The organism is Herbaspirillum autotrophicum, from assembly GCF_001189915.1.
In the GTDB taxonomy this organism is placed as follows: Bacteria; Pseudomonadota; Gammaproteobacteria; order Burkholderiales; family Burkholderiaceae_D; genus Herbaspirillum; species Herbaspirillum autotrophicum.
In genome coordinates this window covers 25,730-50,179 of record NZ_LFLS01000041.1, presented here as the reverse complement: position 1 = coordinate 50,179, position 24,450 = coordinate 25,730, and the positions used below count along the sequence as shown (strand labels likewise).

Sequence of the window (24,450 nt, the reverse complement as noted above, 5' to 3'; positions counted from 1 at the left end):
CCAGCGCATCATCAAAACTGACTTCACGCGGATTGTTGACCAGCAAGCGTGTCTGCAACATGGCGCCTTCCGCCAGTCGTGGCAGGTCGCCGGCACCGATACCGACTTGGCGCAAGGAGCGCTCAATGCCGGTCTGCTGCGCCAGTTTTTCGACCCACGCTATCAATCCCTGCGCCCGCGCCTCGACGCTGCCGCCGCTGTTGGCCGGCAAGATCACATCGGCAATTTCGGCATACAACGGTGCCGCTGCCGACAAATTGAAGCGCAACACATGCGGCAACACCAGCGAATTGGATAATCCATGCGGCACGTGGAAGATACCGCCAATCGGGTATGCCAGCGCATGCACCGCTGCCACCGGGGCATTGGCAAAGGCTTGGCCGGCCAGCGTGGCGCCGAGCAACATGGCTTCCCGCACTTCGCGATTGGCACCGTCCTGGCACGCCGCCAGCAAATTGCCGGACAACAGCCGCAGCGCCTCGCGCGCCAGCATGTCGGACAAAGGATTTTTACGCACACGGCTGGTATAGGCTTCAATCGCATGCACCATGGCATCGATGCCGGTGGCGGCCGTGATGTTGGCCGGCAATCCCAACGTCAACTCGGCATCCAGCAGCGTCAGATCGGCGTAGAGTTGCGGCGATACTACGCCCGCCTTGGTATTTTCACCGGTCGTCACGATGGATATCGGCGTCACTTCGGAGCCGGTTCCCGCCGTCGTCGGAATCTGCACCAATGGCAAGCGCGCGGCCGTGATCTTGTCGATGCCATACATCGCGGCCAGCGGTTGCTGATCGCTGGCCAGCACGGCGATCAGCTTGGCGACATCCATCGACGAACCACCGCCCAGACCGACAATCAGTTCCGCGCCGAAGCCGCGGGAGCGGGCCGCAGCGGCCAACACGACCGCTTCCGGCGGATCGGCCACCACTTCATCGATGACGCACACTTCCCAGCCGTCTGCGCGCAAGCTATCCAGCGCCGGTTGCAACAAGCCGCTGCGGTGCAGGAACGCATCGGTCACCAGGCTGACGCGGGTGAGATCGAAGTGCTGCCGCAGCAATGCGCCCAGCCGGCGACACGCGCCATATTCGACTATCAGTTTGGGGACGGTCTGAAATGAAAAATTGATCATAGGAACCTTTGCAGCAAAAAATGAAAAATATCGATGTCGGGTTTCAGGCAGCGACCATGGCCGCCGCGAGCACTTGCCGCACGGCGTCCGGAATCGCCACCGGGCGGCCGCTGGCGCGCTCCACGTAGACATGCGTGAAATGTCCGGCGGCAGCCGGCACCTGATCGTCATTTCGATAGAGCGCCAACTGATAGCGCACACTGGAATTGCCCAGCTTGACGACCCGGAATCCGATGTGCACCGTGTCGGGAAACGCCACCGGTCCAAAATAAGTACAGCCGGTTTCGACTACGAAGGCGATGACCTCGCCGTGGTGAATGTCGAGTACGCCCTGCTCGATCAGGAAACTGTTAACCGCCGTGTCGAAGTAGCTATAGTAATGCACATTATTGACGTGACCATAGATGTCGTTATCCATCCAGCGCGTTGACAGGCTGACAAAACGGGGGAATGCCGCGCGCGCCGTGTCGCGCTGAACGAGGGGGTGCTCCTGCATTGATTTTTCCTTGTGATTTGGTCAGCGCACTGTACCGGACTGGCTGCCGGGGTTCAAGCATGAACCACGGCGGCGATGCAACGGCAGCGGTCGGCCCGCACGCTGAAGATATCGTCAGCGATCCTGAAATACCGGCGGCCGGCGCTCGCAGAACGCCTGCATGCCCTCACGCCGGTCGGCGGTCGAAAACGTGGCATGGAATACCCGGCGTTCAAAATTGAGGCCTTCTGCCAGTGTGCTTTCAAAGGCACGGTTGGCGCATTCCTTGGCCATCATGACGATTGGCAGTGACATGCCGGCGATGCGGTTGGCACAGGCCAGCGCTTCACCCATGAGATCGGCCGCTGGTACCACGCGCGATACCAGACCCGCCCGTTCTGCGGTGGCGGCATCGATTTGCGAACCACTCAGAATCATTTCCATGGCTTTTGATTTGCCGATGAACCGTGTCAGACGCTGAATGCCGCCGATGGTCCCGACGGTAATTTCCGGCACGCCAAAGGAGGCGTTGTCGGCGGCAAGAATGAAATCGCACATCATCGCCAACTCGCAACCACCACCCAGCACCTTGCCCGCCACTGCCGCGATCACCGGTTTGCGGCAACGCGAAATGCGCTCCCAGTCGTGCGCGACAAAATTGCTGAGATAGGCGTCGATGTAGGTCTTGTCCAGCATTTCAAATACGTCGGCGCCGGCGGCAAACACTTTCTCGCCGCCAGTCAGGATCAGGCAGCGGACCTCGCGGTCACCTTCCAGGACGTCAAACGCCTGCACCATCTCGGCGATCAGTCCATCGCACAGTGCATTGAGCGCGCGCGGCCGGTTTAACGTGATGACGCCGACCGGACCGATTCTTTCAACCAGGATATGTTCATACGCAGACATCACTTCCCTCCGCACGCAAAAATTGTCGTCAATCCTGGTGCCATACCGGCATCGCATTTTTCCAATAAAAGCATCTGACCCCTCCGCAAATTGAATTCATATTACTATAATTGAATTTGATTATAAATAACATACTATAGATTCAAATAAATCCATCATGTTTTTGTGCACCCCAACATCCATCTGACTTACAAGGGATTGAAAAGTACTGTCTCACGTTCAATTTGATGAATTGACTTAAGAATCTATTATGTTAATATGGATTCAAATTCAACTCAAAGAGCATATTCCCAGCCACCTGAAAGAGGTTCGCAAAGAGCGCTGAATGGCACAGGCACAGCAAATTCGAGTTGAGTCGATTGCACAGAAAAAATTACAAAAGTCTGTCGAGACTTCACCTTCAATCATTGTCACAGGAGATAACCTTGCAAAAGAACAACAAGATGTCGCGGATTGCGATAGCCACTGCTTTGATTTTTTCGGCAATCGGCAGCGCGCATGCCGCCGAACCGTTTCGCATCGGCGTGCTGGAAGATATGTCGGGCCTGTACTCCGACATCACCGGCCGCGGTTCGGTAGTGGCGGCGCAATTTGCGGTTGAGGATTTTGGCGGCAAGGTATTGGGCCGTCCAATCGAACTGATCACCGCTGACCATCTGAACAAGGCCGACGTCGCTTCTACCAAGGCCCGTGAGTGGTATCAGAAAGACGACGTCAAGCTGATTACCGGCCTCGGCAATTCGGCGGTGGCAAATGCCGTGCGCACCGTATCGCGCAGTCTCGGCAAGATCGATATCGTGACCAGCGCTGCCAGTTCCGACCTGACCGGTTCGCAATGTTCGCCGACCGGTTTCCACTGGGCTTATGACAGCTATTCGCTGGGCAAGACCGTGGGTTCAGCAGTGGTTGCCAACGGCGGCGACAGCTGGTTCTTTGTAGCCGCCGATTACAATTTCGGACAAGCCGTGCAGCGTGACACCACCGCTGCCGTAGTCGCGGCCGGCGGCAAGGTCGTCGGTTCGGTCAAGATGCCGATCAACAGCTCGGATGCGTCCAGCTTCGTACTGCAAGCCCAGGCCTCGAAAGCAAAAATCGTCGGCGTGGCAACGGCCGGTGGCGATACGATTACCGTCATCAAGGCAGCGCGCGATTTCGGTCTGGTGGCAGGCGGACAACGTCTGGCGGTACCGGTGATCTATCTGACCGACGTTCACAGCCTGGGCTTGAAAACGGCACAAGGTCTGTTGCTGGCCGATCCTTTCTATTGGGATCTGAATGCCGACACCCGCGCCTGGTCGGCGCGCTTCTTCAAGGAAACCAACAAGATGCCAACCATGACGCAAATCGGCGTCTATAGTGCGGTGCTGCATTTCCTGAAAGCGACCGAAGCAGCAAAATCCGATGATCCGAAAGTGGTTGCGGATAAAATACGGGCGCTACCGGTCAACGACGCCATGGGCAAAAACGTGAAGGTGCGGGAAGATGGCCGCGTGCTGCGCGATGTGCATCTGTTCCAGACCAAGACCCCGGCCGAGTCGAAAGGCCCGTGGGACCTGTACAAGCTGGTCAGCACCACACCCGGAGCAACGGCATACAAGTCGCTCAAAGAAGGCGGCTGTTCCTATATCAAGCAATAACAGATTGCGCTGTAACGGACAGCCTCCCGCAGCGCAGACGATACCGCTGGTATAGTCTGCGCCACGGAAGGTGAAGCACCGGTAAAAATCAGCATTGAGTGACAGCCGGCAGTCCAGACAACACCGGCAGGTAGAGAGAAAAGAGATAAAAAATGGATGGCATTAACCCTGCTGCAATCCCCCACGAAGTGTCCGGCGCAGTGGCCCGCATTCCCGCCGATGACATCTGCGTCCTGCCCTATATTGTGGCGCGACGCGCGCGCGAGCAACCCGATGAAACGCTGGTCGTTTTCGAAGACCTCAGCAGCTGGACCAACCAGCAGGCGCTGGATCACATGCGCCGCATGGGTACCGGTCTGCAGCAGGCGGGAATTGCGCGGGACGACAAAGTGCTGGTCTGGATGCCCAATGGCAAACTCGCACTCAATACCTGGTTTTCACTCAATGCGGTCGGCGCGGTCTGCGTGTCGATCAATACTGCATACAAGGGCGGCGTGCTGGAACACGTGATTGGCAACTCCGATGCCAAGGTCATGCTGTGCCACCCCGAACTCGCTGACCGTCTGCTGGAACTCACCAATCTGAGCCAGCTCAAGATCATCTATACCAGCGCCGGCAAAGCCGCCGCTGATGCCGGCCGCTTTGCCGCTGCCGGGCTGGAACTGAGATCGCTCGACACGCTTGACCTTGATGCTGACGAGGCGCTGCCGGTGGCCGGCCTCAAGCCGTGGGACGTGCAAGCGATTTGCTATACCTCGGGTACTACCGGCCCATCCAAAGGCGTACTGTCGACCTACTATCATCTGTATTCGATGGGCTACGAATGCTGTTACGGCATCGAAGCAAGCGACCGCTACCTGGTCAACATTCCGCTGTTTCACGTCGCTGCCACGCTGGTGGTGTACGGCGCACTGGCACGCGATGCCTCGATCGCCCTGATGGGGCCATTCAAGACCGATACCTTCCTGCAGACCGGCAAAGCACTCGGTGCGACCTGCTGCATCTTGCTGGGATCGATGGCCGGATTCCTGATGCGCTCGCCGGAACAGGACAGCGACCGCGACCATTTCCTGCGACGCGTGATGGTGGTGCCGCTCGAACTGGATGCGCCGGCCATGTCGGCGCGTTTCGGCTTCAATGTTTACACCGTGTTCAACATGAGCGAGGTGTCCTGTCCGTTGCGTTCGGAAGACAATCCGGTAGTGCGCGGCTCCTGCGGCAAAGTGCGCCCCGGCATACAAGCCCGTCTGGTCGACAAGCACGATTGCGAAGTTACGCTCGGCAGCCCGGGCGAACTGGTCTTGCGCAGCGAATTGCCATGGACCATGTCGCACGGTTATTACAAGAATCCGGAAGCGACCGCCAGCGCGTGGCGTAACGGCTGGTTCCATACCGGTGACGTGATGCGGGTCGATGCCGACGGCAATTATTTCTTCATCGACCGGGTCAAGGATTCGATTCGCCGGCGCGGAGAAAATATCTCGTCATTTGAAGTGGAAGCGGAAGTACTGGCCTTCTCCGGCATATTCGAGGCCGCCGTGATCGGCGTTCCCAGCGATATGGGAGAAGAAGATGTACTGGCCGTCATCGTTGCCAAACCCGGCCACACCGTGCGCAACGAAGAGCTGCTGGGCTTCTTGCAGGAACGCCTGCCCTACTTCATGGTGCCGCGCTACATTCATCAAATCGCTGAACTGCCGAAGACGTCCACTGCCAAGGTTGAAAAGCACGTACTGCGTTCGCAGAATCTGCGCGCCAGCGCATGGGATCGGGAACGCGAAGGATTTTCAGTCAAACGTGATTCACTGAAGGGATAGGCTGTGCAACTGATGCAGAAAAACGAAACCGTGATCCGTGCCGACATGGTTGGCTATGAAGTGGTGCGCGCCACCACCGTGGTCAGCAAACGTCGCTTGCTGGCATATGCAGCAGCGGTGGGTGCCACTGAAGACATCTACTACGATGATCTGCGCGCCGGCGGACTGATTGCCACTCCCGGATTCATTTGCGCCATCGAGTCGCCGCTGCTGTTCGACCAGAGTTATCTGGAAGCCATCGGCATGCGTCCCGACCTGTTGCTGAGCGTCTGGATTCACGCCTTTCAAGACACGACGTTCCATCAGCCGATGCGCGCCGGCCAGACGCTGGAATCGGTGCTGACCATCAGCCACATCAGCCAGTTGCCGAGCGGCGCACTGGTGACCAGCCATATCGCCACACGCGACGCCACCACCGGCGAAGCGGTAGCCGAAAGTTGGTATGGTTCGCTGTATCGCGGCCTGTCCGTTACCACCGCCGACGGCCAGCCGGCGCCGCGTCTGCGCGCCAAGTCCGGCGTCGAAAGCAGCGCAGCAGAACAAACCGCAATCCCGGTCACGCCGGGAACCAGCCACATCTATACCGAATGCAGCGGCATCTGGAGCCCGATTCATACCGAACGTGAAGCCGCCGTCGTCGCCGGACTCGATGACATCATCTTGCACGGCACCTGGACCTGGTCGGCGGCCTGTCTGGCAATCACGCGTGCCCATGCAGGCGGTGATCCGGCGCGCATCAAACGTTTCGGCGGCCGCTTCTCCGGCATGGTCGGCACCGATCCCGGCTTGTACGTGGAACATGCGCGCAGCGCCGGCGATGACATTGAATTCGCCGTCCGTCAACGCAACGGCGAACTGGCCGTCTCCCACGGCGTCGCCGTTATCGCCCCCGCCTGAACCGGCGGCCCGGAATCAGCCGGCGCCGGCTGATTCCATCGACTGCGTGCAGGACGGCGCCACGCATCCTGCGTGCTCCTGACGTCTTCATTTCTCTCCAATACATCCCGCCACTTGCAACAGATCCCGACCCGGGCGCGAAAAACCGCGCTGCGGCATTGACGATTGTCCGGCAGTAAATTGGGCATGAGTGATGGCCGGGTCAACGCCAGAACGGCGTGTGACAGACCGGCAGCGGGTTGGAAAGCTGTGCTGCCGGCTTGATGATGACGATGCTGCTGCGACCGGAATACCGGCAGGTTTGCCGGTGGTCGTTTATTCCTGATTGCCCGAGGTCAACATGCGTTTTGCCATGTCGGCATAACTCAGGGCGACATCGTGGGCAGACAATTCACGGTTGGGCTGGAACCAGCGCGGCAGATTGTTGGTGGCCGCCATCACCCAGTTGACCGCGATCAGTGGCGAAATGTTGGCGATGCTGCCATCTTCGATCCCGGCCGCGACCATGGCGCGCAGGCGTTTGTCAAACAGGCGCTTGCGTTCGATGATGGCTTCCAGTTCGCTGGCCGGCACTGACTTCAGTTCCAGCGAGGCGGCGCAGGCGCCGAGTTCGGCCAGTATCGTTTCCGAATACACCAGCACGAAACGATGCACCTGCTCGAGTCCGGTGCCGCCTGCTGCGGCGGCGGTATCCAGCGCCTGTTCGGTCAGCGTAAAGCCGACATCAAAACAAGCCAGCAGGATTTCGTTCTTGTTTTTGAAATAATGATAAACCGAAGTCTTGGTCACGCCGAGCTGCGCGGCAATCTGATCCAGAGAGGTATTGTGGAAGCCGTTGGCGCTGAACTGGCGACCAGCTTCCCGCAGGACGATCTGCCGTTTGTGCTGATGCTGCTCTTCGACCGAGCTGACTTCTCCCTGCCAACGCGTTCCTTTGACTTTCGCCATCTGTTATTTCCGTATTGTGTGGTGTCGCATGATTAATGAAGGACCGGTGGCGACGCTGACTCAGCTTCATCGGCCAGGCAAGGATCAGCTTGTTTTTCGCTCTGCGTTCCGCGCGTAATGTTAACACATAGAACGGCTGTACAGCGCCGGATACAGGCATTTCGTGGCATTCCGCAAACGCGCCGGCCACCGTTCAGGCGGGCCGGCATGGCACCCGGATATGGATGCCCGGCGGCATTACCTTGGCGCCATCCGGATCGCGCCGTCGAGACGGATCACTTCACCATTGAGCATTTCATTGAGAATGATTTGCTGCACCAGCAAGGCGTAGTCCTGCGGCGTACCGAGACGCGACGGAAACGGTACCGATGCCGCCAGGCTCTGGCGCACTTCTTCCGACAATTCCATCAACAGCGGCGTGGCGAAAATACCCGGCGCAATGGTCATGCAACGAATCGCGCTGCGCGCCAGATCACGCGCAATCGGCAAGGTGATGCCGGCAATCCCGGCTTTGGACGCGGCATACGCTGTCTGGCCGATCTGGCCGTCATACGCGGCAACCGATGCGGTGTTGATGATCACGCCGCGTTCGCCGGAGGCCGTCAGTTCATTGCGGCTCATTGCCTCCGCTGCCAGACGCGTCATGTTGAACGTGCCGATCAGATTGACCGTGACGATTTTCCTGAAAGTTTCCAGGCTGTGCGGCCCGTTCTTGCCGAGAATCCGCTCCGGACCGGCGATGCCGGCGCAATTGACCAGACCGCGCACAGTGCCAAGCGCAGTGGCTGCGGCGATCACCGCCATGCCGTCGGCTTCCGACGACACGTCACATTGGACAAAGGTCTGGCTCAATTCCTTGGCAAGTTGCTCGCCCTTGACCGCATCGCGGTCGGCAATCACGACCTTGCCGCCCTGCTCCACGATCATGCGCGCGGTTCCTGCACCCAGCCCGGAAGCGCCGCCAGTGACGATAAATACCTGATGTTCGATTTGCATGTTATTCGTATCCTGTTTAAATGTTAAAGACGCTCGACAATCGTCACGTTCGCCAGCCCGCCCAGTTCACACATGGTTTGCAGGCCGAAACGTTTTTGCTTCTGATGCAGGGCATTGACCAGTGTCGTCATCAGACGCGCGCCGCTGGCGCCGAGCGGATGCCCCAGCGCGATGGCGCCGCCGTTGACATTGAGCCGTTGCGGATCGGCGCCGGTGCCTTGCAACCATGCCAGCGGAATCGAAGCAAAGGCTTCGTTGACTTCGAACAGATCGATATCGTCAATCGTCATGCCGGCTTTTTTGAGCGACTTCAGCGTGGCATGCACCGGCGCCTCCAGCATGATCACCGGATCGTGACCCAACAGGCCGATATGGTGGATGCGTGCCAGCGGCGCGACATTGAGCTTCTTCAGACCGGCTTCGTTGACGATCAGCAACGCCGCTGCGCCATCGCTGATCTGGCTGGTCGAGGCCGCCGTGGCGGTGCCCCCTTCTGACAACAGCTTGACCTTGGCGATCGATTCCAGGCTGGCGTCGTAACGGATGCCTTCATCGGTCTGATGCCATTCGCTGTCGCCGTTTTCCAGCCGGATCTCGACCGGTGTGATTTCATTGGCAAACAAGCCTGCCTGGGTTGCCGCTGCCGCCTTGCGATGGCTTTCCAGCGCGAAGCGATCCATCGCGTCTTTCTGCAAGGCATATTTTTGCGCGACCAGTTCGGCACCATCGAACTGACTGAAACGTTTGCCCGGATAACGGGCCTGCATGGCCGGGCTCATGAAACTGCCGAAGCCGTTTTTCTGCAGGAAGTCAGTGGCGGTTCCCATCGGCACCCGACTCATGCTCTCGACGCCGGCTGCGATAACGATATCCATGGTGCCCGACATCACTGCCTGCGCCGCAAAGTGCAAGGCTTGCTGCGAAGAGCCGCATTGGCGGTCAATGCTGGTACCGGGAACACTTTCCGGCAACTTCGATGCCAACACTGCATTGCGTCCGATGTTGAGTGCCTGTTCACCGGCCTGCCCCACGCAACCCATGATGACGTCGTCGATCAGTTCCGGATCAATGCCGGTGCGGTCAACCAGTGCGTCCAGCGTCTGTGCTGCGAGATCGGCCGGATGCCAGCCCGACAAACGTCCGTTGCGGCGTCCGCTGGCAGTTCTGACGGCGGCGACGATATAGGCTTCAGCCATGAAAATCTCCTTGATGTTGTGAAATGTATTCGTGAAATGGATGCGCGCATCGCCGCTGCCGGACGCGCCGGCCCGGCGCTGATTCAGCTGACGATCTGTTGCATTTTTCGGTGGTAAACGGGGCCGCCGCGATGGCGCGGGAAGCCATAGGCTTTGGTGAACACCATATCGATATCGGCGGCCGTGACCAGATCGGATTCCGCCAGCAGCGATGCCGCTTCGTCACCGAGGGCACGAGTAATGTCAGCCGCGATATCGCGTGCCGCGACAGGTTTCCCCGATGGCGCCGGCGCATCATTTTCGACCGCAGTGTCGCTGCGCAAGCACGGTCCTTCCAGAAAGCCGAATTCGCGCAATGCCTGATCAATCGCGCGTTCTGCTACGCCGGCTTCGACCATGATCTTTCGATGCTGCATCAGCGTTGCCAGCAAACGCGGACCGATAAAGCCGCTGCACGCCGGCGCCACGATGCCGGTCTTACGCAAGCGCTTGCACAGCGCCATCAATGCCGCTGCAGTCTGCGCTGCAGTAGCCCGGCTGCGAATGATTTCAATGACCGGCAATTTGTCACCTGGCAGGCCCAGGTACAGGCCGGCGATATGCGCGGGTCGTGCCACCTCGGCCGCCACCCGATCAAGCAGATCGCCGTGCGACAGACTGACCAGCAAACAAGACGCTGACACTTGCTTTTCCAGCGCCTGAAACAATGGCACGGGGTTGCCGGCAGCCTCAGCTTCACCGCAGAAAACGGCATCGGCGGCGGCCAGTGCCTCCTGTTTGGATGCATCGCCAAGCTCACCGACTGCGATGCGCTGCGTCGCAATTCCTGCGCGTACCAGCATGTCCTGCAGATAATCCCCGCTGTCGCCGGCACCGACAATCACGGCCGCCGACACCACCGGCGTTGCCGCTGCGGCGGGAAGATCGCGGATCTTGCCGACTGCGCGCTCGGCAAAAAACTGATAGCGCAACGCTTTCGATGTGTCGCTTTCCAGCAAGGACAGAAACAGCGTGCGCTCAAGTGCCAGCCCCTCTGCAAATGACAACTGGGCGCTGGCCTCAATCGCCTCGATGCATTTCAGCGGCGCCGGATACCAATGCGCGGTTGCTTGCCCGGCCAGCTTCGCTGCCTGCAATGCCGCGCCGCCGGCGTCGATGTCGACAGCGCGATGGCAGGTGCGCGGCAACGATGCCGGTGTGCCGAGTGCGCTGACAAAGGCAAGCGCCTGGGCTTCCAGTGCAGCCGCGTCGCCGTCATCGATCACGCCATCGAACAGCGCGGTATCGGCAAACCACGAGGGTTGGAAAACGTCGCCCGACACAATCACCGCCAACGCCATTTCTCTGTTCGTCAACCGCGGCAAGCGTTGCGTCCCGCCGCCGCCGGGCATCAATCCCAGCTTGATTTCAGGCAGTGCGATCTTGCAGTTGGCAGTCGTCAGGCGGTAGTGACAGCCCATCGCCAATTCCAGGCCGCCGCCCATTGCCACGCCGTGCAATACCGCAATTACCGGTTTGGGGAAATTTTCCAGACGGGCAATCACTGTATTGAGATGCGGCTCAGCGGCTTCCATCGACGTGCCGAATTCGCGCATATCGGCGCCACCGGAAAATACCTTGCCGGCACCCATCAACACCACGGCCGTGACGGTGTCGTCCTGCTGCGCGGCGTCGAGCCCGGCAACGATATGTTGCCGGACCGCGTAATTGAGTCCGTTGACAGGGGCGTTGTCGATCTTGATGAAATGGATGCGGGATGCTGCGTTCGGCGAATGTGACATGAATTGTGATGAATTAGAGGTAGTTGGCATTCACGCAACGGATCTCGGCGGCTTGAAACTGCCTGCACAGACGCATCGATCAGCACGAATTAAATTTAAAGTCTTTTAAATTACTATCAAGTATTAAAACATACTTTATATTCAATTTCAATTTGATTCAAGCCGCAACGGCGCATGCATGCCCCATGCAATGCATTGTGCTTTCACGCCCGGCACCCAATCGCGACACACTTGCGCCGGCTTCACGTGTCTATATTTATGTCAGAACGACAATTGAATTTGGCCGATGCAGCCGGTGACGGATCACGCCGGAAAATTACCGGACGTTTCCTTTGCGCTGATGGAACAGGCAAGAAATCCTGCCCGCTGTCTTGCAGAAAAAGACCATCAGAATGCGCCGTACACTCCGCACAAGGACATGCCGGCCCCTTTCTTCGATGATCAAAAATTCACTTTTGATAACTTTTTTTGCCTCACAGGATTTTTCTGAAACCCCTTTGTGGCGGGCATCCGACGGCATTTTCCATTTCGTTGCAAATCAATAGTGATCAATATAAAATGAGATTGATTCTCATTAATAACAACCAACCGAGCTCCACCGTGACCACCTCCCACGCTACCCGGCCAGAGTCCATCAGTACCCTCTATGCCGACCACCATCCCTGGCTGCGTGCATGGTTGCGAAAAAAACTCGGTTGCGTGGATCAGGCTGCCGACCTGGCGCAAGATACTTTTCTGCGCGTCTTGTCATCGCAGGAACCACCACCGCTGCTCAACGAGCCGCGCGCCTTCCTGACCACCATTGCGCAACGGGTATTGTCCAATCACTGGCGTCGCCAGAAACTGGAACAGGCTTATCTGGAAGCACTGCAACTGACGCCGCATGAAGTTGAGCTGTCGCCTGAAGAACGCACCATCCTGCTGGAGTCCCTGATTGAACTGGACAAGTTGCTCGATGGGTTGCCGCCGGTGGTGAAACGCGCTTTTTTGCTGACCCAGCTGGATGGTCTGAGCCATGCCGAAACTGCGGAAACGCTGGGCATCTCGGTGCGGACCGTCAAGCGTCATATCGTCAAGGCCGGGCATCAGTGCTATTTCAGCGATGCCCTGAACTGATGGGTACCGCTCGCAATACCGGCGCCATTCCCCGTGAAGTGGCACAACGCGCGCTCGAATGGCTGATCGATTTGCAAAGCGATCCGCGTCCGGCCGATACCGTCAAGAATTTCCAGCGCTGGCGCGCGCAACATCCCGACCACGAACGCGCATGGCAACGCATCGAAGCTTTCAATGGTCAGTTGCACGACATGTCGTCGCCGCTGCATTCCACGATTGCCCACGCCACGCTGGCACCCAAGGCGTCTGCCAGACGCCGGCAGGCAGTCAAGACGCTGGCGGTGCTGATCTTCGCCGGCGGCGCCGGCTGGATGGTGCAGGACCAAACCCCGTGGCGACGCTGGTCGGCCGACTATCGCACCGCCGTCGGCGAGCGTCGCAGCGTAACCCTGAGCGACGGCACGCAGGTAATACTCAATACCAACAGCGCCGTCAATATTCACTTCGACGCCGGACAACGCACAGTCCATCTGCTGGCCGGTGAAATTCTGATTACCACGGCCAAAGATCCGCACCCGAACCGGCGGCCGTTCCTGGTGCAAACCCGGCAAGGATTGTCGCAGGCGCTCGGTACACGCTACAGCGTGCAACAACTGGACGAGGCCACCAACGTCAATGTCTTTCAGAGTGCCGTCGAAATTCGTCCCGGCGGCACCGCTGCGCCATCACTGATATTGCAGGCCGGACAACAGGCCAGCTTTACCTCGTCGGCGATCACCCCGATCTTGCCGGCAATCGAAAGCAGTACTGCCTGGACCGACGGCTTCATTGTCGCGCTCGGCATCCGCCTCGACGCTTTCCTGAAAGACCTCAACCGCTACAGCACCTACGCCCTCAGTTGCGATCCCGCCATCGCCGCACGTCGCGTCTCCGGCTCGTATGCGCTGGCCGACATCGACAAACTGCTGGAAACCCTGAGCACCATGCTGGAACTGGAAATGGAAACGGTCACCCGGTTCTGGGGCAAGCAAGTGACCGGGGTCCGTCTGCGACCGCGCGGCCAGTCTTCCTGAGCTGCATCACTCTCCATTTCCATTTATTTTTAAAAAACTTTCGTTGCCGTGTCCCTTTTCGATTTTTCGCGGGACATGGGAGGTAAGCACTCCTCTTCTGTCTTCAACGAAAGGTCCCGACATGAATCACCCTACTGCGCCACGGCGCCCGTCTCAACGCCCTCTGGCCCGCAAGATACTGGCGCGCGCCATCAGCCAGATCAGCGTCGGCACGCTGGCCGCCGCTTCGCTGCTGGCGTTGCCACAAATCGTCATGGCCCAATCGGCGCCGTTGCGTCAGTACGATATTCCGGCCGGCAGTATGGAAAGCGTGCTGAGCCGCTTTGGCCGCGAAGCCGGCATTACCTTGTCGTTTGCACCGGAAACCACCGCCGGCATGCGCAGCAGCGGCTTGCACGGCGGCTACTCGATCGCCAGCGGACTCGACACGCTGCTCGCCGGCAGCGGCTTGCAGGCCAGCGTACAAGCCAATGGCAGCTACTTGCTCAGAAAGACCGCAGCGGCCGAGGCCGCGCGTCCGGCCAGCAGCTTGCCGGCAATTGCCGTGACCGCCACCGCCGATGGTGAAACCGCCACCGGCCCGGCACCGGGCTATGTGGCCCGACGCAGCGCCAGCGGCACCAAGACGGACAGCGCGCTGCTGGAAACCCCGCAATCGATCTCGGTCGTCACGCGCGAACAAATGGATGCGCAAAATATCCAGAGCGTGCCGCAAGCGCTGCGCTATACACCGGGCGTGGTGTCCGAACAGCGCGGCGTCAATACCGATTCGCTCGAATACATTTACGCGCGCGGTTTCCAGATTGATGAATACTGGAATGGCCTGCGCCTGCCCAACAATGGCTTCAACATCACCAGCATGGATCCGTACATGTTTGAACGGGTAGAACTGTTGCGTGGCCCGGCTTCGGTACTGTATGGCCAGACTTCGCCCGGCGGCTTGCTGAGTCTGGTCAGCAAGCGCCCGACCGCAACACCGCTGCATGAAATCATGTTGCAGACCGGCAGCCATGGCCGCAAACAAGCCGCTTTCGACTTTGGCGGCCCGCTCGATGAGGCCGGCAAGTTTTCTTATCGTCTGACCGCCAATGTGCTCGATACCGGCACCCAGACCGACTTCGTGCGGCAACAGCGGACTGCCGTCGCCGCTGCCCTGACCTGGCGTCCCGACAGCGACACCCATCTGACCGCCTTCGTCAATTATCAGAAAGACCCGCAGGCCGGGGTCTACAATTTTGTGCCGGCAGCCGGCACCGTGTTGCCGGGCAAGGTCACCATTCCGAGAAGTTTTTTTGCCGGCGACCCCGACTACAATTCCTATGAAAAAGAACAGGAATCCATCGGCTACGAATTCGAACACAAGTTCAACGATACCTGGAGCTTCAAGCAAAACCTGCGGGTGTTGCGCAACAGTCTGCACATCCGCATGCTCGATGACAGCTACGGACTCAATGCCGACGGCGTGAGCATCGGCCGCGAAGCCTATAAACATGATGGCAGCGCCACCTCGGCGGCGGTCGACAATCAGTTGCAAGCGATCTTCAACACCGGCGCCGTCAAACACACTGCCATCTTCGGCGTCGATTACCAGCGTCTGCATTACGACCATACCTACACCGGTCAGGGCGATGCACTGGCACCGTCGATCAATATCGCCAATCCGGTCTACGGCCAAGGCATCGGCCCGCAACCGGATTTCATGTACGGCAGCTCGTCCGACGATGTCACGCGCCAGTTGGGCTTCTATGCGCAAGACCAGATCCGCTGGAATCGCTGGGCCTTCTTGCTGGGCGGCCGTCAGGATCAGGTCAACAGCAGTTCGCTGGCCTACAAGACCGGCAAATCCACCAGCCAGAGCGCCAGCGCATTTACCTGGCGTACCGGCGCGGTGTATCTGTTCGATAACGGCGTCTCGCCCTACCTGAGCTACTCCACTTCGTTCCAGCCCGCCATCGGTACCGATGCCGCCGGCAATACCTTCAAGCCGACCGAAGGCAAACAATACGAAGCCGGTGTCAAGTTCCAGCCGCCCGGCTCCGACAGCTCGGTCACGGTGGCCGTGTTCGATCTGACCCAGACCAATGTGCTGACTGCCGATCCGGTCAAAAGCAACTTCAAGATCCAGACCGGCGAAGTGCGTTCGCAAGGGGTAGAACTGGAAGCACGCGCAACGCTGGCCAAAAACCTGCAAGCGATTGCCACCTATACCTACACCGATATCAAGAACACCCGCAGCAACACCAACAATCTGGACAAGGTACCGGCCGGCATTCCGCGCAGCATGGCCGCGCTGTGGCTGAACTACGATTTCACCAGCTCGCCGCTGGCCGGTTTGCAGGTCGGTGCCGGCGCCCGTTACATGGGCGCCAGCTATGGCGACAGCATCAATTCCTTCAAGGTGCCGGCCGTGACCTTGCTGGATCTGTCGCTGCGCTACGATCTGGCGCGTCTCTCATCGTCCTTGCAAGGCTGGAGCGCCACCGTCAGCGGCAGCAATCTGACCAACAAGAACACCATTGCCAGTTGTTCCAGCAATGTCACTTGCGTGTTCGGCATGGAACGCGCGATTCTGGCCAACGTGAAATACAAGTGGTAATCGCGCGGCCATGACCCGCATCCGCTTGCACGCGTGGGACCAGATTCATCGCTGGAGCAGTCTGGTCTGCTCGCTGTTCCTGTTGCTCATTTGCCTGACCGGCCTGCCGCTGATCTTTACCGAAGAGATCGGCCAATGGCTGGACGACGGGCCGCCGTATGCCACCCTGCCGGCCGATGCGCCGCTGGCCGGCATCGACGGCCTGATCGCCGAAAGCCGGCGACGCTACCCGGCCGACGTCATCTTGTCGGCCTTCATGGACGATGCCGAACCGCAGGTGCGGATCCGCATGGCGCCCTCGTATCAGATCGCAGTCGATAGCCCGCAGCGCATCCATTACCTCAAGTACGACGCCCGCACCGGTGCCGTCATGGAAGATTCCCTGCAACACGAACCGGGCCGCCTGCGCCTGCTGGCATTCGTGCTGCGCCTGCATACCGATCTGTTCACCGGACTCGCCGGTGAATTGTTCTTTGCCGCCATGGCATTCCTGTTTCTGGTGGCCATCATTTCCGGCATCGTGCTGTATGGCCCGTTCATGAAGAAGCTGAAGTTCGGCACCATCCGCAGTGACCGCTCGCGCCGCCTGCAGTGGCTCGACATGCACAACCTGCTCGGCATCGCGACCCTGGCCTGGGCGCTGCTGGTCGGCGCCAGCGGCATCCTCAACGAATTTACCAAACCGCTGTTCTCGCTGTGGCAGAGTCAGGATGTACAAGCCATGCTGCAACCGTGGCAAGGCCAGCCAACACCGCCACCCGCAGCCCTGTCGTCACTCGATGCCGCCTTCGACACCGCCCGCAAGGCGGTGCCCGACATGCGCGTGATCAGTGTCGAATATCCCGGCAACCTGTTCGCCACGCCCTACCATTACCTGATCTGGGCCAAGGGCAATACGCCGCTGACATCGCGCCTGTTCAGTCCGGTCATGGTCGACGCCCGCAGCGGTGCACTGACCGCCGTCGTACAAATGCCGTGGTATCTGCGCGCGCTCGAAGTGTCACGCCCGATCCACTTCGGCGATTACGGCGGCCTGCCGATGAAAATCATCTGGGCCATCCTCGACCTGCTGACCATCGTGGTGCTGATCAGCGGTTTGTACTTGTGGTTTGCGCGCAGAAAGGCGGCGCAGGCGCGCTTGCAAAAATTGCATCGACTGCCATCGCCGTAGCCCGCCGAAGTCGGGAGAGACACATATCAGCAGTACTTTCGCATGATAAAAAAGCAATCAAGCCGGCCATGCCAAAATGTTCCGGTCGGGATAATTCTCCGCCTCAGGATTTGCGTCAAAAAATACGGATCTCATTCATTCAGATGAGATGAGCAGACAAAAGTTGACGTAGAATTTCGCCCATCAATGCCGTGTATTATTTTTTTCTTGCCATTCGGCATCCTGAGAAATAACAATAAATTGACGGGGGAATCATGATCATGCGCACAGGTCTGGCCTTACTCTTGGTTGTCATATGCGGGGGATGTGCAGATCTCACCACGTTCCATCGCGTCGATTCCTCGGGCGGCGGGGTACAGGTCATTGCAATGGATGCCAAACAAAGAGTCCTCATTTCCTCTCCTTACGTCGAAGAAATTCCAATCCAAAGAAAAACCATCAATCAAGCAACCCAGGCCGAAGAGATCCAAACGGTGACCCTGACCAAGCGGTACCAGCGCTTTTGCGCCGAGCCAAGTCCCGACGCACTTTCGGCACTCGCTGCGAGTCTCGGCATTGACCTGTCGGTTGCCGGAAAAGGCGACCTCGGCGTAAAACAGGCGTTTTCCGAAGGCGCCGCCACGATCGGTATCAGAACCTCCGCCATTCAGGCCTTGCGCGATATTACCTACCGCGATTGCGAAGCCCATATGAACGGAGGAATCACCAAATTCGGATTGGAAACATTGCAGCGCAGATTTCAAAGCACCCTGGTTGCAGTTTTGGCAATCGAGCAGCTTTCCGGCGCAGTTCGCTCGCCGAACGTCATATTGAATGCCCAAACCTCCGGGAATGATGCCGAGAGTCTCAGCAAGATCAGCGATCAAACCGCCACCGCCAAATCCGCGCTGGAGACCGCCAAAAGCGCACAAACCTCTGCCGATGAAAAGCTTGTGACAGCCAGTGCAGCACAAAAATCACTGGAAACAAAAATAGCTGCCGACAAAGACAATATGGAGAAACTCGACAAAAAATCCGCCGATTCGCAAAGTGAAACGGAAAAAGCGGACCTGGCCAATTTTAAAAAGCTACAGGCAGATTTGGATACCGCAAAGAAGAATACGACAGCGGCAACCGAGCAGTCTAAAAAAGCGGCCACATCGACCCAAGACAAGCAGGCCGAATATGACGCGCAAGTGAAAATCCGCAATGCGGCATTGACAGCGGCTGGTTCCACTTCAATCAATTCTCAATTGGCGCAGATCCCGGTGATGTCGATGATGGATAAAGATACCGTGAAAGCATTATCGGAAGCGATCGAAAATATCGTGACTGCAACGCTGGGATTGGGATTTGGACGTGAAACCTGCACTACCGTTTTTGGCTATATTGCAGAACGGGACAATATTTTGACAACGCCGGCCTCCAACAGCCTGGCGCTTAAATGTATCGACTATCTGAGCGAAGATATTGCAAGTGCAAAGGCCTACTCGGCGCTGGTAACAGCGCAAGCCAAATTTGTAAGCCAGCTTGCGGACAACATGGAGACGCTGATCAAAGGAAACAAACTCAGCGATGATGTCGTCAAGAATGTATTGAAACCACCGAAGCTGCAATATCCATTTTCGGCAAAGCGAGAACTCAACCTCCCCGCCCCGTCTCAGGCGCAATAGCAGGAGCAGACCCACTTCTGCTGCGGAACATGCGATTAGCGACCGCCGGCATCTTGAGCCGGTAATGGCGCCGCGACTCGGCTGGCGCACCACTGCTTGAATCAGCGACGGATTGTTTTACGCAATTCTTCCGGTGTGATCGAAAACGTCGCTGGCTTCGAAGGGTTCGCCACCGGTGCACACGACTTGCAATCGCCGCAGGCGGTAGTGGCAGATGCACTCGCCACGCCGCTGCGCAAACGCATTGCCATTCCATCCCACCCGGCTTTGGCACACCAGTCAGCCAGCTGCCGCGCGATTGCCAATCGTACCGGGCGTGGCAGATAACGCTTCAATACCACCCCGCAGGCGATGACGACAATCACGGCGACGATGAGATTTTGCATGGGATTCCTCACAGAAAAATACGCGCCAGCTGGTACGTCGCCAGCGATGCCAGATAGGCCAGTGCAAACATATAAGCGGCCATGGCCAGCGCCGGTTTCCAGGAATTGGTTTCGCGTTTGACAATCGACAAGGTCGAAATGCATTGCGGTGCAAACACATACCAGACCAGCAATGACAGCGCAGTCGGCATACTCCAGGTATGGGCCAGCATCGGCGCCAGCGCCGAGGACAACTGGTCGCCGGTGGCCGACAAGGCATACACCGTACCGAGCGCACCGACCGCCACTTCGCGCGCGGCCATGCCGGGAATCAATGCGATCACGATTTGCCAGTTGAAGCCGATCGGTGCGAACAGCGGCTCCAGCACGTGCCCGATCCGGCCGGCCAGACTGTACTGAATGGCGGGACCGACGGCATCTGCCGGTGGTCCCGGAAAGGTCGACAGAAACCACAGAATGATCATCAGCGCCAGAATGATGGTGCCGACGCGGGAAACGAAAATCTGGGCGCGTTCCCACAAACCGAGCGCCAGATTGCGCAGATTGGGCCAATGATAGTTGGGCAATTCCAGCATCAGCGGTTGCGCCTGTCCTTTGGCAATCACGCGCTTGAAGACATAGGCCACAGTCATGGCGGAAACGATGCCCATCAGATACAAACCGAACAGCACCAGACCTTGCAGATTGAAAATGCCGATGGCGCGCGCTGGAATGAAAGCGCCGATGATCAGGGCATACACCGGCAGCCGCGCCGAACAGGTCATCAGCGGCGCGATCATGATGGTCGCCAGCCGGTCACGCGGATTCTGGATGGTGCGGGTGGCCATCACGCCCGGGATGGCGCAGGCGAAACTCGACAGCAGCGGTATGAAGGCGCGTCCCGACAGCCCGACACTGCCCATCAGCCGGTCCAGCAGAAATGCCGCGCGCGGCAGATAGCCGGATTCTTCCAGCAACAAGATGAAGAAAAACAGGATCAGAATCTGTGGCAGGAATACCAGTACGCTGCCGACTCCGGCGATGACGCCATCCACCAGCAAGCTGCGCAACAATCCATCCGCCAACAGCTGCGCGACCAGCGCGCCAATGCCATCGACGCCATCCTTGATCAGATCCATCGGCAGCGCCGACCAGCTGAAGACGGCCTGAAAAATCGTGAACAGCAATGCCAGCAAAATGACATAACCGAGCACCGGATGCAGCACCCAGGCATCCAGCTTGTCTTCGGTGGTATCGGTTGGCGGCTGTTCGCTGACGGCGACGCCGAGGATGCGCCGCACGATATCCTGACGACCGGCGGCCGAAACCGATTCGGCGCCGTTGAAGCGACCCGAGGTCCAGGCCGACTGATCACCGCCGGCCAGACGCCAGTCATCAATCGCCTGTACCAGCGCGGCCACGCCATTTTTTTGCACCGCCACCGTTTCCACCACGGGAATGCCGAGTTCTTGCCCCAGCTTGACGGCATCGACCACCACCCCGCGCTGGCGTGCAATATCGCCCATGTTCAATGCCAGAATCGTCGGCCGGTTCAGGCGCAGTACCTCGATCACCAGCTTCAGGTTGAGACGCAACTTGCTGGCATCCACCACCAGCACGATCACATCCGGCAGGCTTTCATCGGCACGCTCGCCGAGCAACACTGCGCGCGTAATCGATTCATCCGGGGTCAGGGCGCTGAGACTGTAAGTGCCGGGCAAATCGAGAATCCGGTAGGACATGCCGGCGCCGGAATCGAAGCGGCCGGCTTTGCGCTCGACAGTGACGCCGGCATAATTGGCGACCTTTTGGCGGGCGCCGGTAAGACGATTGAACAGCGCGGTCTTGCCACAGTTGGGGTTGCCAACCAAAGCCAGGTTGATAGTGTCGGATTGCTGCATACGATGAAATTCGGCAAGAGTCGGATGAAAGATCGGGGTAGCTGTGCGGCGTCGGATCAGGCTGGCATCTGACGTTCGATGCAGATCATTTCCGCTTCGTGGCGACGCAAGGCAAAGGTGGTGTTGCCGATGCGCACGGCGATGGGATCGCCGGCAGGAATCGCCGTCGCGATCACCCGCAATGTCTCGCCGGGCAAGAAGCCGAGTTCCTGCAAACGTTCATGCGTGGCGGCCTGCTCTGCCCCCTGCGGTGCCAGCAGCGAACTGATCTGCGCGCGCTCACCCTTGCGCAAATGGGAGAGTCTGGCGCTGCCAGGAAAATCTTCGGACATGACGGACCTTTGATGCCAGATGTTGGTACTGACACAAGCGTTGAAAAGCGACAATGATAACGAGAACAAGTCGCATTATTATGCGCTGATTATCATGTTCTTGCTGCGACAAAACGTCGCAGCAACGCCCTCTCCGGTCCGCCGCAGTAATCCGCAAACGAGGCTTGCAGATCTGAAAACGGCAACTGGCCGTCAGCATCAGGCCGAGTCTTTCACCCGGCAGAATATAGCGCGTCACATGCAAATGGCTGGCGGCATCTACTGTATTTGCAGTATTTACTTTGCTTCTGAGTTGGTTAAGATCTGGGCAATCCGACAGGCAAAGCGCCCGCATCCGCAGAACATCGTGGTCGCCGGCACATCCGTCGTCCATAACAATGATCAGACACCGTTCGTCATGCCGCGCACAGAGCATACTTTTTTCAATCGCCGGATCCGGCTCCTGACCGGGATCGCCCTCGGGCTGTGGTCGCAATCGTCATTGGCTTGCCAGGGATGGGGCGGTGTCCTGCTGGAGGTGCTCGGCGGAAATACGTTCAGCAGCATCAATACCATCGTTGCCAGCTGTGGTGAATACGAAACCGCCACGGTCTCGGGATCCGGTTCGCAATGGAGCAATAGCGGCATCCTCTATATCGGTGCGGAGGCGACTGCCGGCAGCATGTCTGTCGCCAATGGCGGCCTGGTCACCAGTCCGGCGGTAGTGATCGGCCTCGGTCCTCTTGGTGCGCCGGGCACCGGAACACTGTTGCTGAGCGGTCAGGCCGGCGCCCGTGGCGTGCTGGAAACCGGTTATGTCGGGAAAGGCGCGGGCGGGAGCGCCAGCGTTATCTTCGATGGCGGTACGTTGCGTGCCATTGGTAATCAAACAGATTTTCTGCGCAACTTTGCCGTCGGCGACATCACTATTGCCAGCGGTGGTGCGTTCATCGACAGTGCCGGTTTCAATGTCGGCATTGCTGCTCCGGCCGTGCTGCAAGGTGCCGGTGGCTTGACCAAGCTGGGTACCGGCACCCTGACGATTGCCGGTGGCAACACGTATGCGGGCAATACCACCGTGTCAGCAGGTACGCTGCACTTCGACAGTTACACCCAGAGTGCCGGCCAGACCCTCACTATCGGCGCATCCGGCAATGGCACCTACGGCCAACTCGCGGTTGGCAACAACGCGACTTTCGTGGCCGGCGCAAAAATTGCCGTGGATGTCGCCAGCGTCAATACCTTGGCCCTCAATCAGACGCTCGCCGGGGTGATCACGGCCGGTACGCTCAATGCTTCCACCTTCAGTGTCAGCGACAACTCTGCGCTGTTCAATTTTCGCGCGGCGTTGACTGGCAACATGGTGAACCTGATCGTGATCCCGGGCCTCACTTTATATGATGCCGTGCAGGCCAGCCGTACTTATTCTGCAACCGCGGCGGCCCGCGTGCTTGACACCTGGGTCAGCGGTACCGCAACGGGTGATGCAAACACGGTGGTGACAGCATTTGCGCAGTTGCCGGCAGTAAACGATCTCAGCCGCGCCGTGGCACAAACGCTGCCGCTGTTGAGTGGCGGCGTCACGCAATCGACGCTGGGCATGCTGTCATCGTTCGACCGGGTCTTGCAGAATCGCCTGAGCGATGACGCCGGCAAGGGTTCAGGCTTGTCGACCGGGGATAGCGAGACGGATCGTCAGTTGTGGTTCAAGGCCTTCGGTTCGCGGACCCGGCAGGATGACAAGGAGGGGGTGTCCGGCTTCGCTGCCAATACCTGGGGCATGGCGATCGGCGCCGAGGGCAATCCGGATCGCGACAGCCGTATTGGCGTTGCCTGGGCCTATGCCAACAGTCGCGTGAACGGCAACACCAATCTGAGCGGTACACAGCAACGCGCAGACATAGACTCGCAAATATTGGCGCTGTATGGGGCCAGTGCCTTGCCGGATGATCTGCAAGTCGACTGGCAGGCAGATGTCGGCCGCCATGGCGTGAATGGCGTACGACCGATCAGTTTCGCTGGCTTGAGCCGAAGCGCGACCGCGAACTACGCCAGCTACAGTGCACACCTTGGTGCCGGATTGTCGAAAAGTATTGCCTGGAGCGAGCGCACTACATTTGCGCCGGGTGTGCGTGTCGATTACACCTGGTTGCGCCAGCGCAGCTATGATGAATCCGGTGCCGATGCGCTGAATCTGCACGTCAACGGCGCGACTACCGCGGCACTGGTATTGACGGCCGAAGGACGCCTGCGTCATGCCTTGACCGCGCGTTCATGGCTGAGTGCCAACGCCGGGCTGGGCTATGACGCCATCAATGAGCGCGCCAATATCGTATCGATCTATGCCGGTACGCCGGCAGCCAGCTTTACCACCGCCGGCGTCGCGCATGGTCCGTGGCTGGTCAGCGCCGGGGTCGGTTATACGATGCAGGCAAATCAACACACGCAGGTTTCGCTGCGCTATGAAATTGAGGGGCGTGACGGTTATCTGAACCAATCGGCTGCGGTCAAGGCAAACTGGTTGTTTTGAAGCTGGC

The 24,450-nt window shown here is 58.8% G+C and carries 20 protein-coding genes; 10 read left to right on the top strand and 10 right to left on the bottom strand.

Translation table 11 applies throughout. The features are described 5' to 3' along the window. The 3 genes from AKL27_RS23805 to AKL27_RS23795 form a co-directional block, all read right to left on the bottom strand. A partial coding sequence (locus AKL27_RS23805; protein WP_050465363.1) for an iron-containing alcohol dehydrogenase occupies nucleotides 1-1,135 on the bottom strand: 1,135 nt, incomplete at its 3' end. A gap of 43 nt (nucleotides 1,136-1,178) precedes the next feature. Continuing rightward, on the bottom strand, nucleotides 1,179-1,631 hold the full coding sequence (locus tag AKL27_RS23800) for an acyl-CoA thioesterase (RefSeq protein WP_050465362.1): 453 nt from the start codon (nucleotides 1,629-1,631) through the stop codon (nucleotides 1,179-1,181). A 114-nt stretch (nucleotides 1,632-1,745) separates the two neighbouring features. Next, complete coding sequence (locus tag AKL27_RS23795) at nucleotides 1,746-2,516, bottom strand: enoyl-CoA hydratase-related protein (RefSeq protein ID WP_050465361.1); 771 nt, start codon at nucleotides 2,514-2,516, stop codon at nucleotides 1,746-1,748. A 425-nt stretch (nucleotides 2,517-2,941) separates the two neighbouring features. Between AKL27_RS23795 and AKL27_RS23790 the strand changes: the two genes are divergently transcribed. From AKL27_RS23790 to AKL27_RS23780, 3 genes are all read left to right on the top strand, one after another. Beyond that, nucleotides 2,942-4,153: an ABC transporter substrate-binding protein gene (locus AKL27_RS23790; protein WP_232311088.1), complete on the top strand. Its 1,212-nt coding sequence runs from the start codon at nucleotides 2,942-2,944 to the stop codon at nucleotides 4,151-4,153. Nucleotides 4,154-4,305: 152 nt separating this feature from the next. Continuing rightward, nucleotides 4,306-5,970: an AMP-binding protein gene (locus tag AKL27_RS23785; protein WP_083439259.1), complete on the top strand. Its 1,665-nt coding sequence runs from the start codon at nucleotides 4,306-4,308 to the stop codon at nucleotides 5,968-5,970. Between the two features lie 12 nt (nucleotides 5,971-5,982). Further along, nucleotides 5,983-6,867 (top strand): MaoC/PaaZ C-terminal domain-containing protein, encoded by an 885-nt coding sequence (locus AKL27_RS23780; RefSeq protein WP_050465360.1) that lies wholly within the window; start codon nucleotides 5,983-5,985, stop codon nucleotides 6,865-6,867. Between the two features lie 315 nt (nucleotides 6,868-7,182). Here AKL27_RS23780 and AKL27_RS23775 read toward each other — a convergent pair whose 3' ends face one another. From AKL27_RS23775 to AKL27_RS23760, 4 genes are all read right to left on the bottom strand, one after another. Next, the gene (locus AKL27_RS23775; RefSeq protein ID WP_050465359.1) at nucleotides 7,183-7,815 is read right to left on the bottom strand and encodes a TetR/AcrR family transcriptional regulator; all 633 of its coding nucleotides are present in this window, start codon (nucleotides 7,813-7,815) and stop codon (nucleotides 7,183-7,185) included. Between the two features lie 237 nt (nucleotides 7,816-8,052). Further along, entirely contained in the window at nucleotides 8,053-8,811 is a 759-nt protein-coding gene (locus AKL27_RS23770; protein WP_050465358.1) for a 3-hydroxyacyl-CoA dehydrogenase, read from the bottom strand. Nucleotides 8,812-8,834: 23 nt separating this feature from the next. Beyond that, entirely contained in the window at nucleotides 8,835-10,007 is a 1,173-nt protein-coding gene (locus AKL27_RS23765) for an acetyl-CoA C-acetyltransferase (protein ID WP_050465357.1), read from the bottom strand. An 83-nt stretch (nucleotides 10,008-10,090) separates the two neighbouring features. Beyond that, nucleotides 10,091-11,788, bottom strand: a complete 1,698-nt coding sequence (locus AKL27_RS23760) for an enoyl-CoA hydratase-related protein (RefSeq protein WP_050465356.1) — start codon at nucleotides 11,786-11,788, stop codon at nucleotides 10,091-10,093. Between the two features lie 286 nt (nucleotides 11,789-12,074). Between AKL27_RS23760 and AKL27_RS23755 the strand changes: the two genes are divergently transcribed. The 6 genes from AKL27_RS23755 to AKL27_RS23730 all read left to right on the top strand — a co-directional run bounded on the left by AKL27_RS23755 (nucleotide 12,075) and on the right by AKL27_RS23730 (nucleotide 19,336). Further along, nucleotides 12,075-12,278 carry a hypothetical protein gene (locus AKL27_RS23755; protein WP_050465355.1) on the top strand — a complete coding sequence of 68 codons (204 nt, stop codon included), beginning with the start codon at nucleotides 12,075-12,077 and terminating at the stop codon, nucleotides 12,276-12,278. Between the two features lie 110 nt (nucleotides 12,279-12,388). Further along, entirely contained in the window at nucleotides 12,389-12,904 is a 516-nt protein-coding gene (locus tag AKL27_RS23750; RefSeq protein WP_050465369.1) for a sigma-70 family RNA polymerase sigma factor, read from the top strand. Further along, the gene (locus AKL27_RS23745) at nucleotides 12,904-13,917 is read left to right on the top strand and encodes a FecR domain-containing protein (protein ID WP_050465354.1); all 1,014 of its coding nucleotides are present in this window, start codon (nucleotides 12,904-12,906) and stop codon (nucleotides 13,915-13,917) included. The genes AKL27_RS23750 and AKL27_RS23745 overlap by 1 nt, the downstream gene beginning before the upstream one ends. Before the next feature lie 121 nt (nucleotides 13,918-14,038). Continuing rightward, nucleotides 14,039-16,513 carry a TonB-dependent siderophore receptor gene (locus tag AKL27_RS23740; RefSeq protein WP_050465353.1) on the top strand — a complete coding sequence of 825 codons (2,475 nt, stop codon included), beginning with the start codon at nucleotides 14,039-14,041 and terminating at the stop codon, nucleotides 16,511-16,513. Nucleotides 16,514-16,523: 10 nt separating this feature from the next. Further along, a complete protein-coding gene (locus tag AKL27_RS23735; protein WP_050465351.1) occupies nucleotides 16,524-17,684 on the top strand; it encodes a PepSY-associated TM helix domain-containing protein in 1,161 nt (386 codons plus the stop codon). Between the two features lie 260 nt (nucleotides 17,685-17,944). Next, nucleotides 17,945-19,336 (top strand): hypothetical protein, encoded by a 1,392-nt coding sequence (locus tag AKL27_RS23730; protein ID WP_157057073.1) that lies wholly within the window; start codon nucleotides 17,945-17,947, stop codon nucleotides 19,334-19,336. 101 nt (nucleotides 19,337-19,437) lie between these two features. On the opposite strand, the gene AKL27_RS23725 is transcribed toward AKL27_RS23730, so the two are convergent. From AKL27_RS23725 to AKL27_RS23715, 3 genes are read right to left on the bottom strand one after another with little or no spacing between them, the layout of a single operon-like run. After that, nucleotides 19,438-19,722 (bottom strand): DUF6587 family protein, encoded by a 285-nt coding sequence (locus AKL27_RS23725; protein ID WP_050465349.1) that lies wholly within the window; start codon nucleotides 19,720-19,722, stop codon nucleotides 19,438-19,440. Nucleotides 19,723-19,730: 8 nt separating this feature from the next. Then, complete coding sequence (gene feoB, locus AKL27_RS23720) at nucleotides 19,731-21,602, bottom strand: ferrous iron transport protein B (protein WP_050465348.1); 1,872 nt, start codon at nucleotides 21,600-21,602, stop codon at nucleotides 19,731-19,733. A gap of 56 nt (nucleotides 21,603-21,658) precedes the next feature. Next, the gene (locus tag AKL27_RS23715; RefSeq protein WP_050465347.1) at nucleotides 21,659-21,934 is read right to left on the bottom strand and encodes a FeoA family protein; all 276 of its coding nucleotides are present in this window, start codon (nucleotides 21,932-21,934) and stop codon (nucleotides 21,659-21,661) included. Nucleotides 21,935-22,280: 346 nt separating this feature from the next. Between AKL27_RS23715 and AKL27_RS23710 the strand changes: the two genes are divergently transcribed. After that, nucleotides 22,281-24,443: an autotransporter outer membrane beta-barrel domain-containing protein gene (locus AKL27_RS23710; RefSeq protein ID WP_232311087.1), complete on the top strand. Its 2,163-nt coding sequence runs from the start codon at nucleotides 22,281-22,283 to the stop codon at nucleotides 24,441-24,443. The last annotated feature ends 7 nt before the right edge of the window (nucleotides 24,444-24,450 follow it).

Coding starts and splice junctions, on each gene's coding strand:
- feoB (WP_050465348.1), bottom strand. CDS start 21,602: ATGCAGCAATCCGACACTATCAACCTGGCTTTGGTTGGCAACCCCAAC.
- AKL27_RS23775 (WP_050465359.1), bottom strand. CDS start 7,815: ATGGCGAAAGTCAAAGGAACGCGTTGGCAGGGAGAAGTCAGCTCGGTC.
- AKL27_RS23800 (WP_050465362.1), bottom strand. CDS start 1,631: ATGCAGGAGCACCCCCTCGTTCAGCGCGACACGGCGCGCGCGGCATTC.
- AKL27_RS23730 (WP_157057073.1), top strand. CDS start 17,945: ATGCGCACAGGTCTGGCCTTACTCTTGGTTGTCATATGCGGGGGATGT.
- AKL27_RS23715 (WP_050465347.1), bottom strand. CDS start 21,934: ATGTCCGAAGATTTTCCTGGCAGCGCCAGACTCTCCCATTTGCGCAAG.
- AKL27_RS23785 (WP_083439259.1), top strand. CDS start 4,306: ATGGATGGCATTAACCCTGCTGCAATCCCCCACGAAGTGTCCGGCGCA.
- AKL27_RS23765 (WP_050465357.1), bottom strand. CDS start 10,007: ATGGCTGAAGCCTATATCGTCGCCGCCGTCAGAACTGCCAGCGGACGC.
- AKL27_RS23725 (WP_050465349.1), bottom strand. CDS start 19,722: ATGCAAAATCTCATCGTCGCCGTGATTGTCGTCATCGCCTGCGGGGTG.
- AKL27_RS23760 (WP_050465356.1), bottom strand. CDS start 11,788: ATGTCACATTCGCCGAACGCAGCATCCCGCATCCATTTCATCAAGATC.
- AKL27_RS23735 (WP_050465351.1), top strand. CDS start 16,524: ATGACCCGCATCCGCTTGCACGCGTGGGACCAGATTCATCGCTGGAGC.
- AKL27_RS23795 (WP_050465361.1), bottom strand. CDS start 2,516: ATGTCTGCGTATGAACATATCCTGGTTGAAAGAATCGGTCCGGTCGGC.
- AKL27_RS23755 (WP_050465355.1), top strand. CDS start 12,075: ATGCAGCCGGTGACGGATCACGCCGGAAAATTACCGGACGTTTCCTTT.
- AKL27_RS23745 (WP_050465354.1), top strand. CDS start 12,904: ATGGGTACCGCTCGCAATACCGGCGCCATTCCCCGTGAAGTGGCACAA.
- AKL27_RS23780 (WP_050465360.1), top strand. CDS start 5,983: ATGCAGAAAAACGAAACCGTGATCCGTGCCGACATGGTTGGCTATGAA.
- AKL27_RS23770 (WP_050465358.1), bottom strand. CDS start 8,811: ATGCAAATCGAACATCAGGTATTTATCGTCACTGGCGGCGCTTCCGGG.
- AKL27_RS23740 (WP_050465353.1), top strand. CDS start 14,039: ATGAATCACCCTACTGCGCCACGGCGCCCGTCTCAACGCCCTCTGGCC.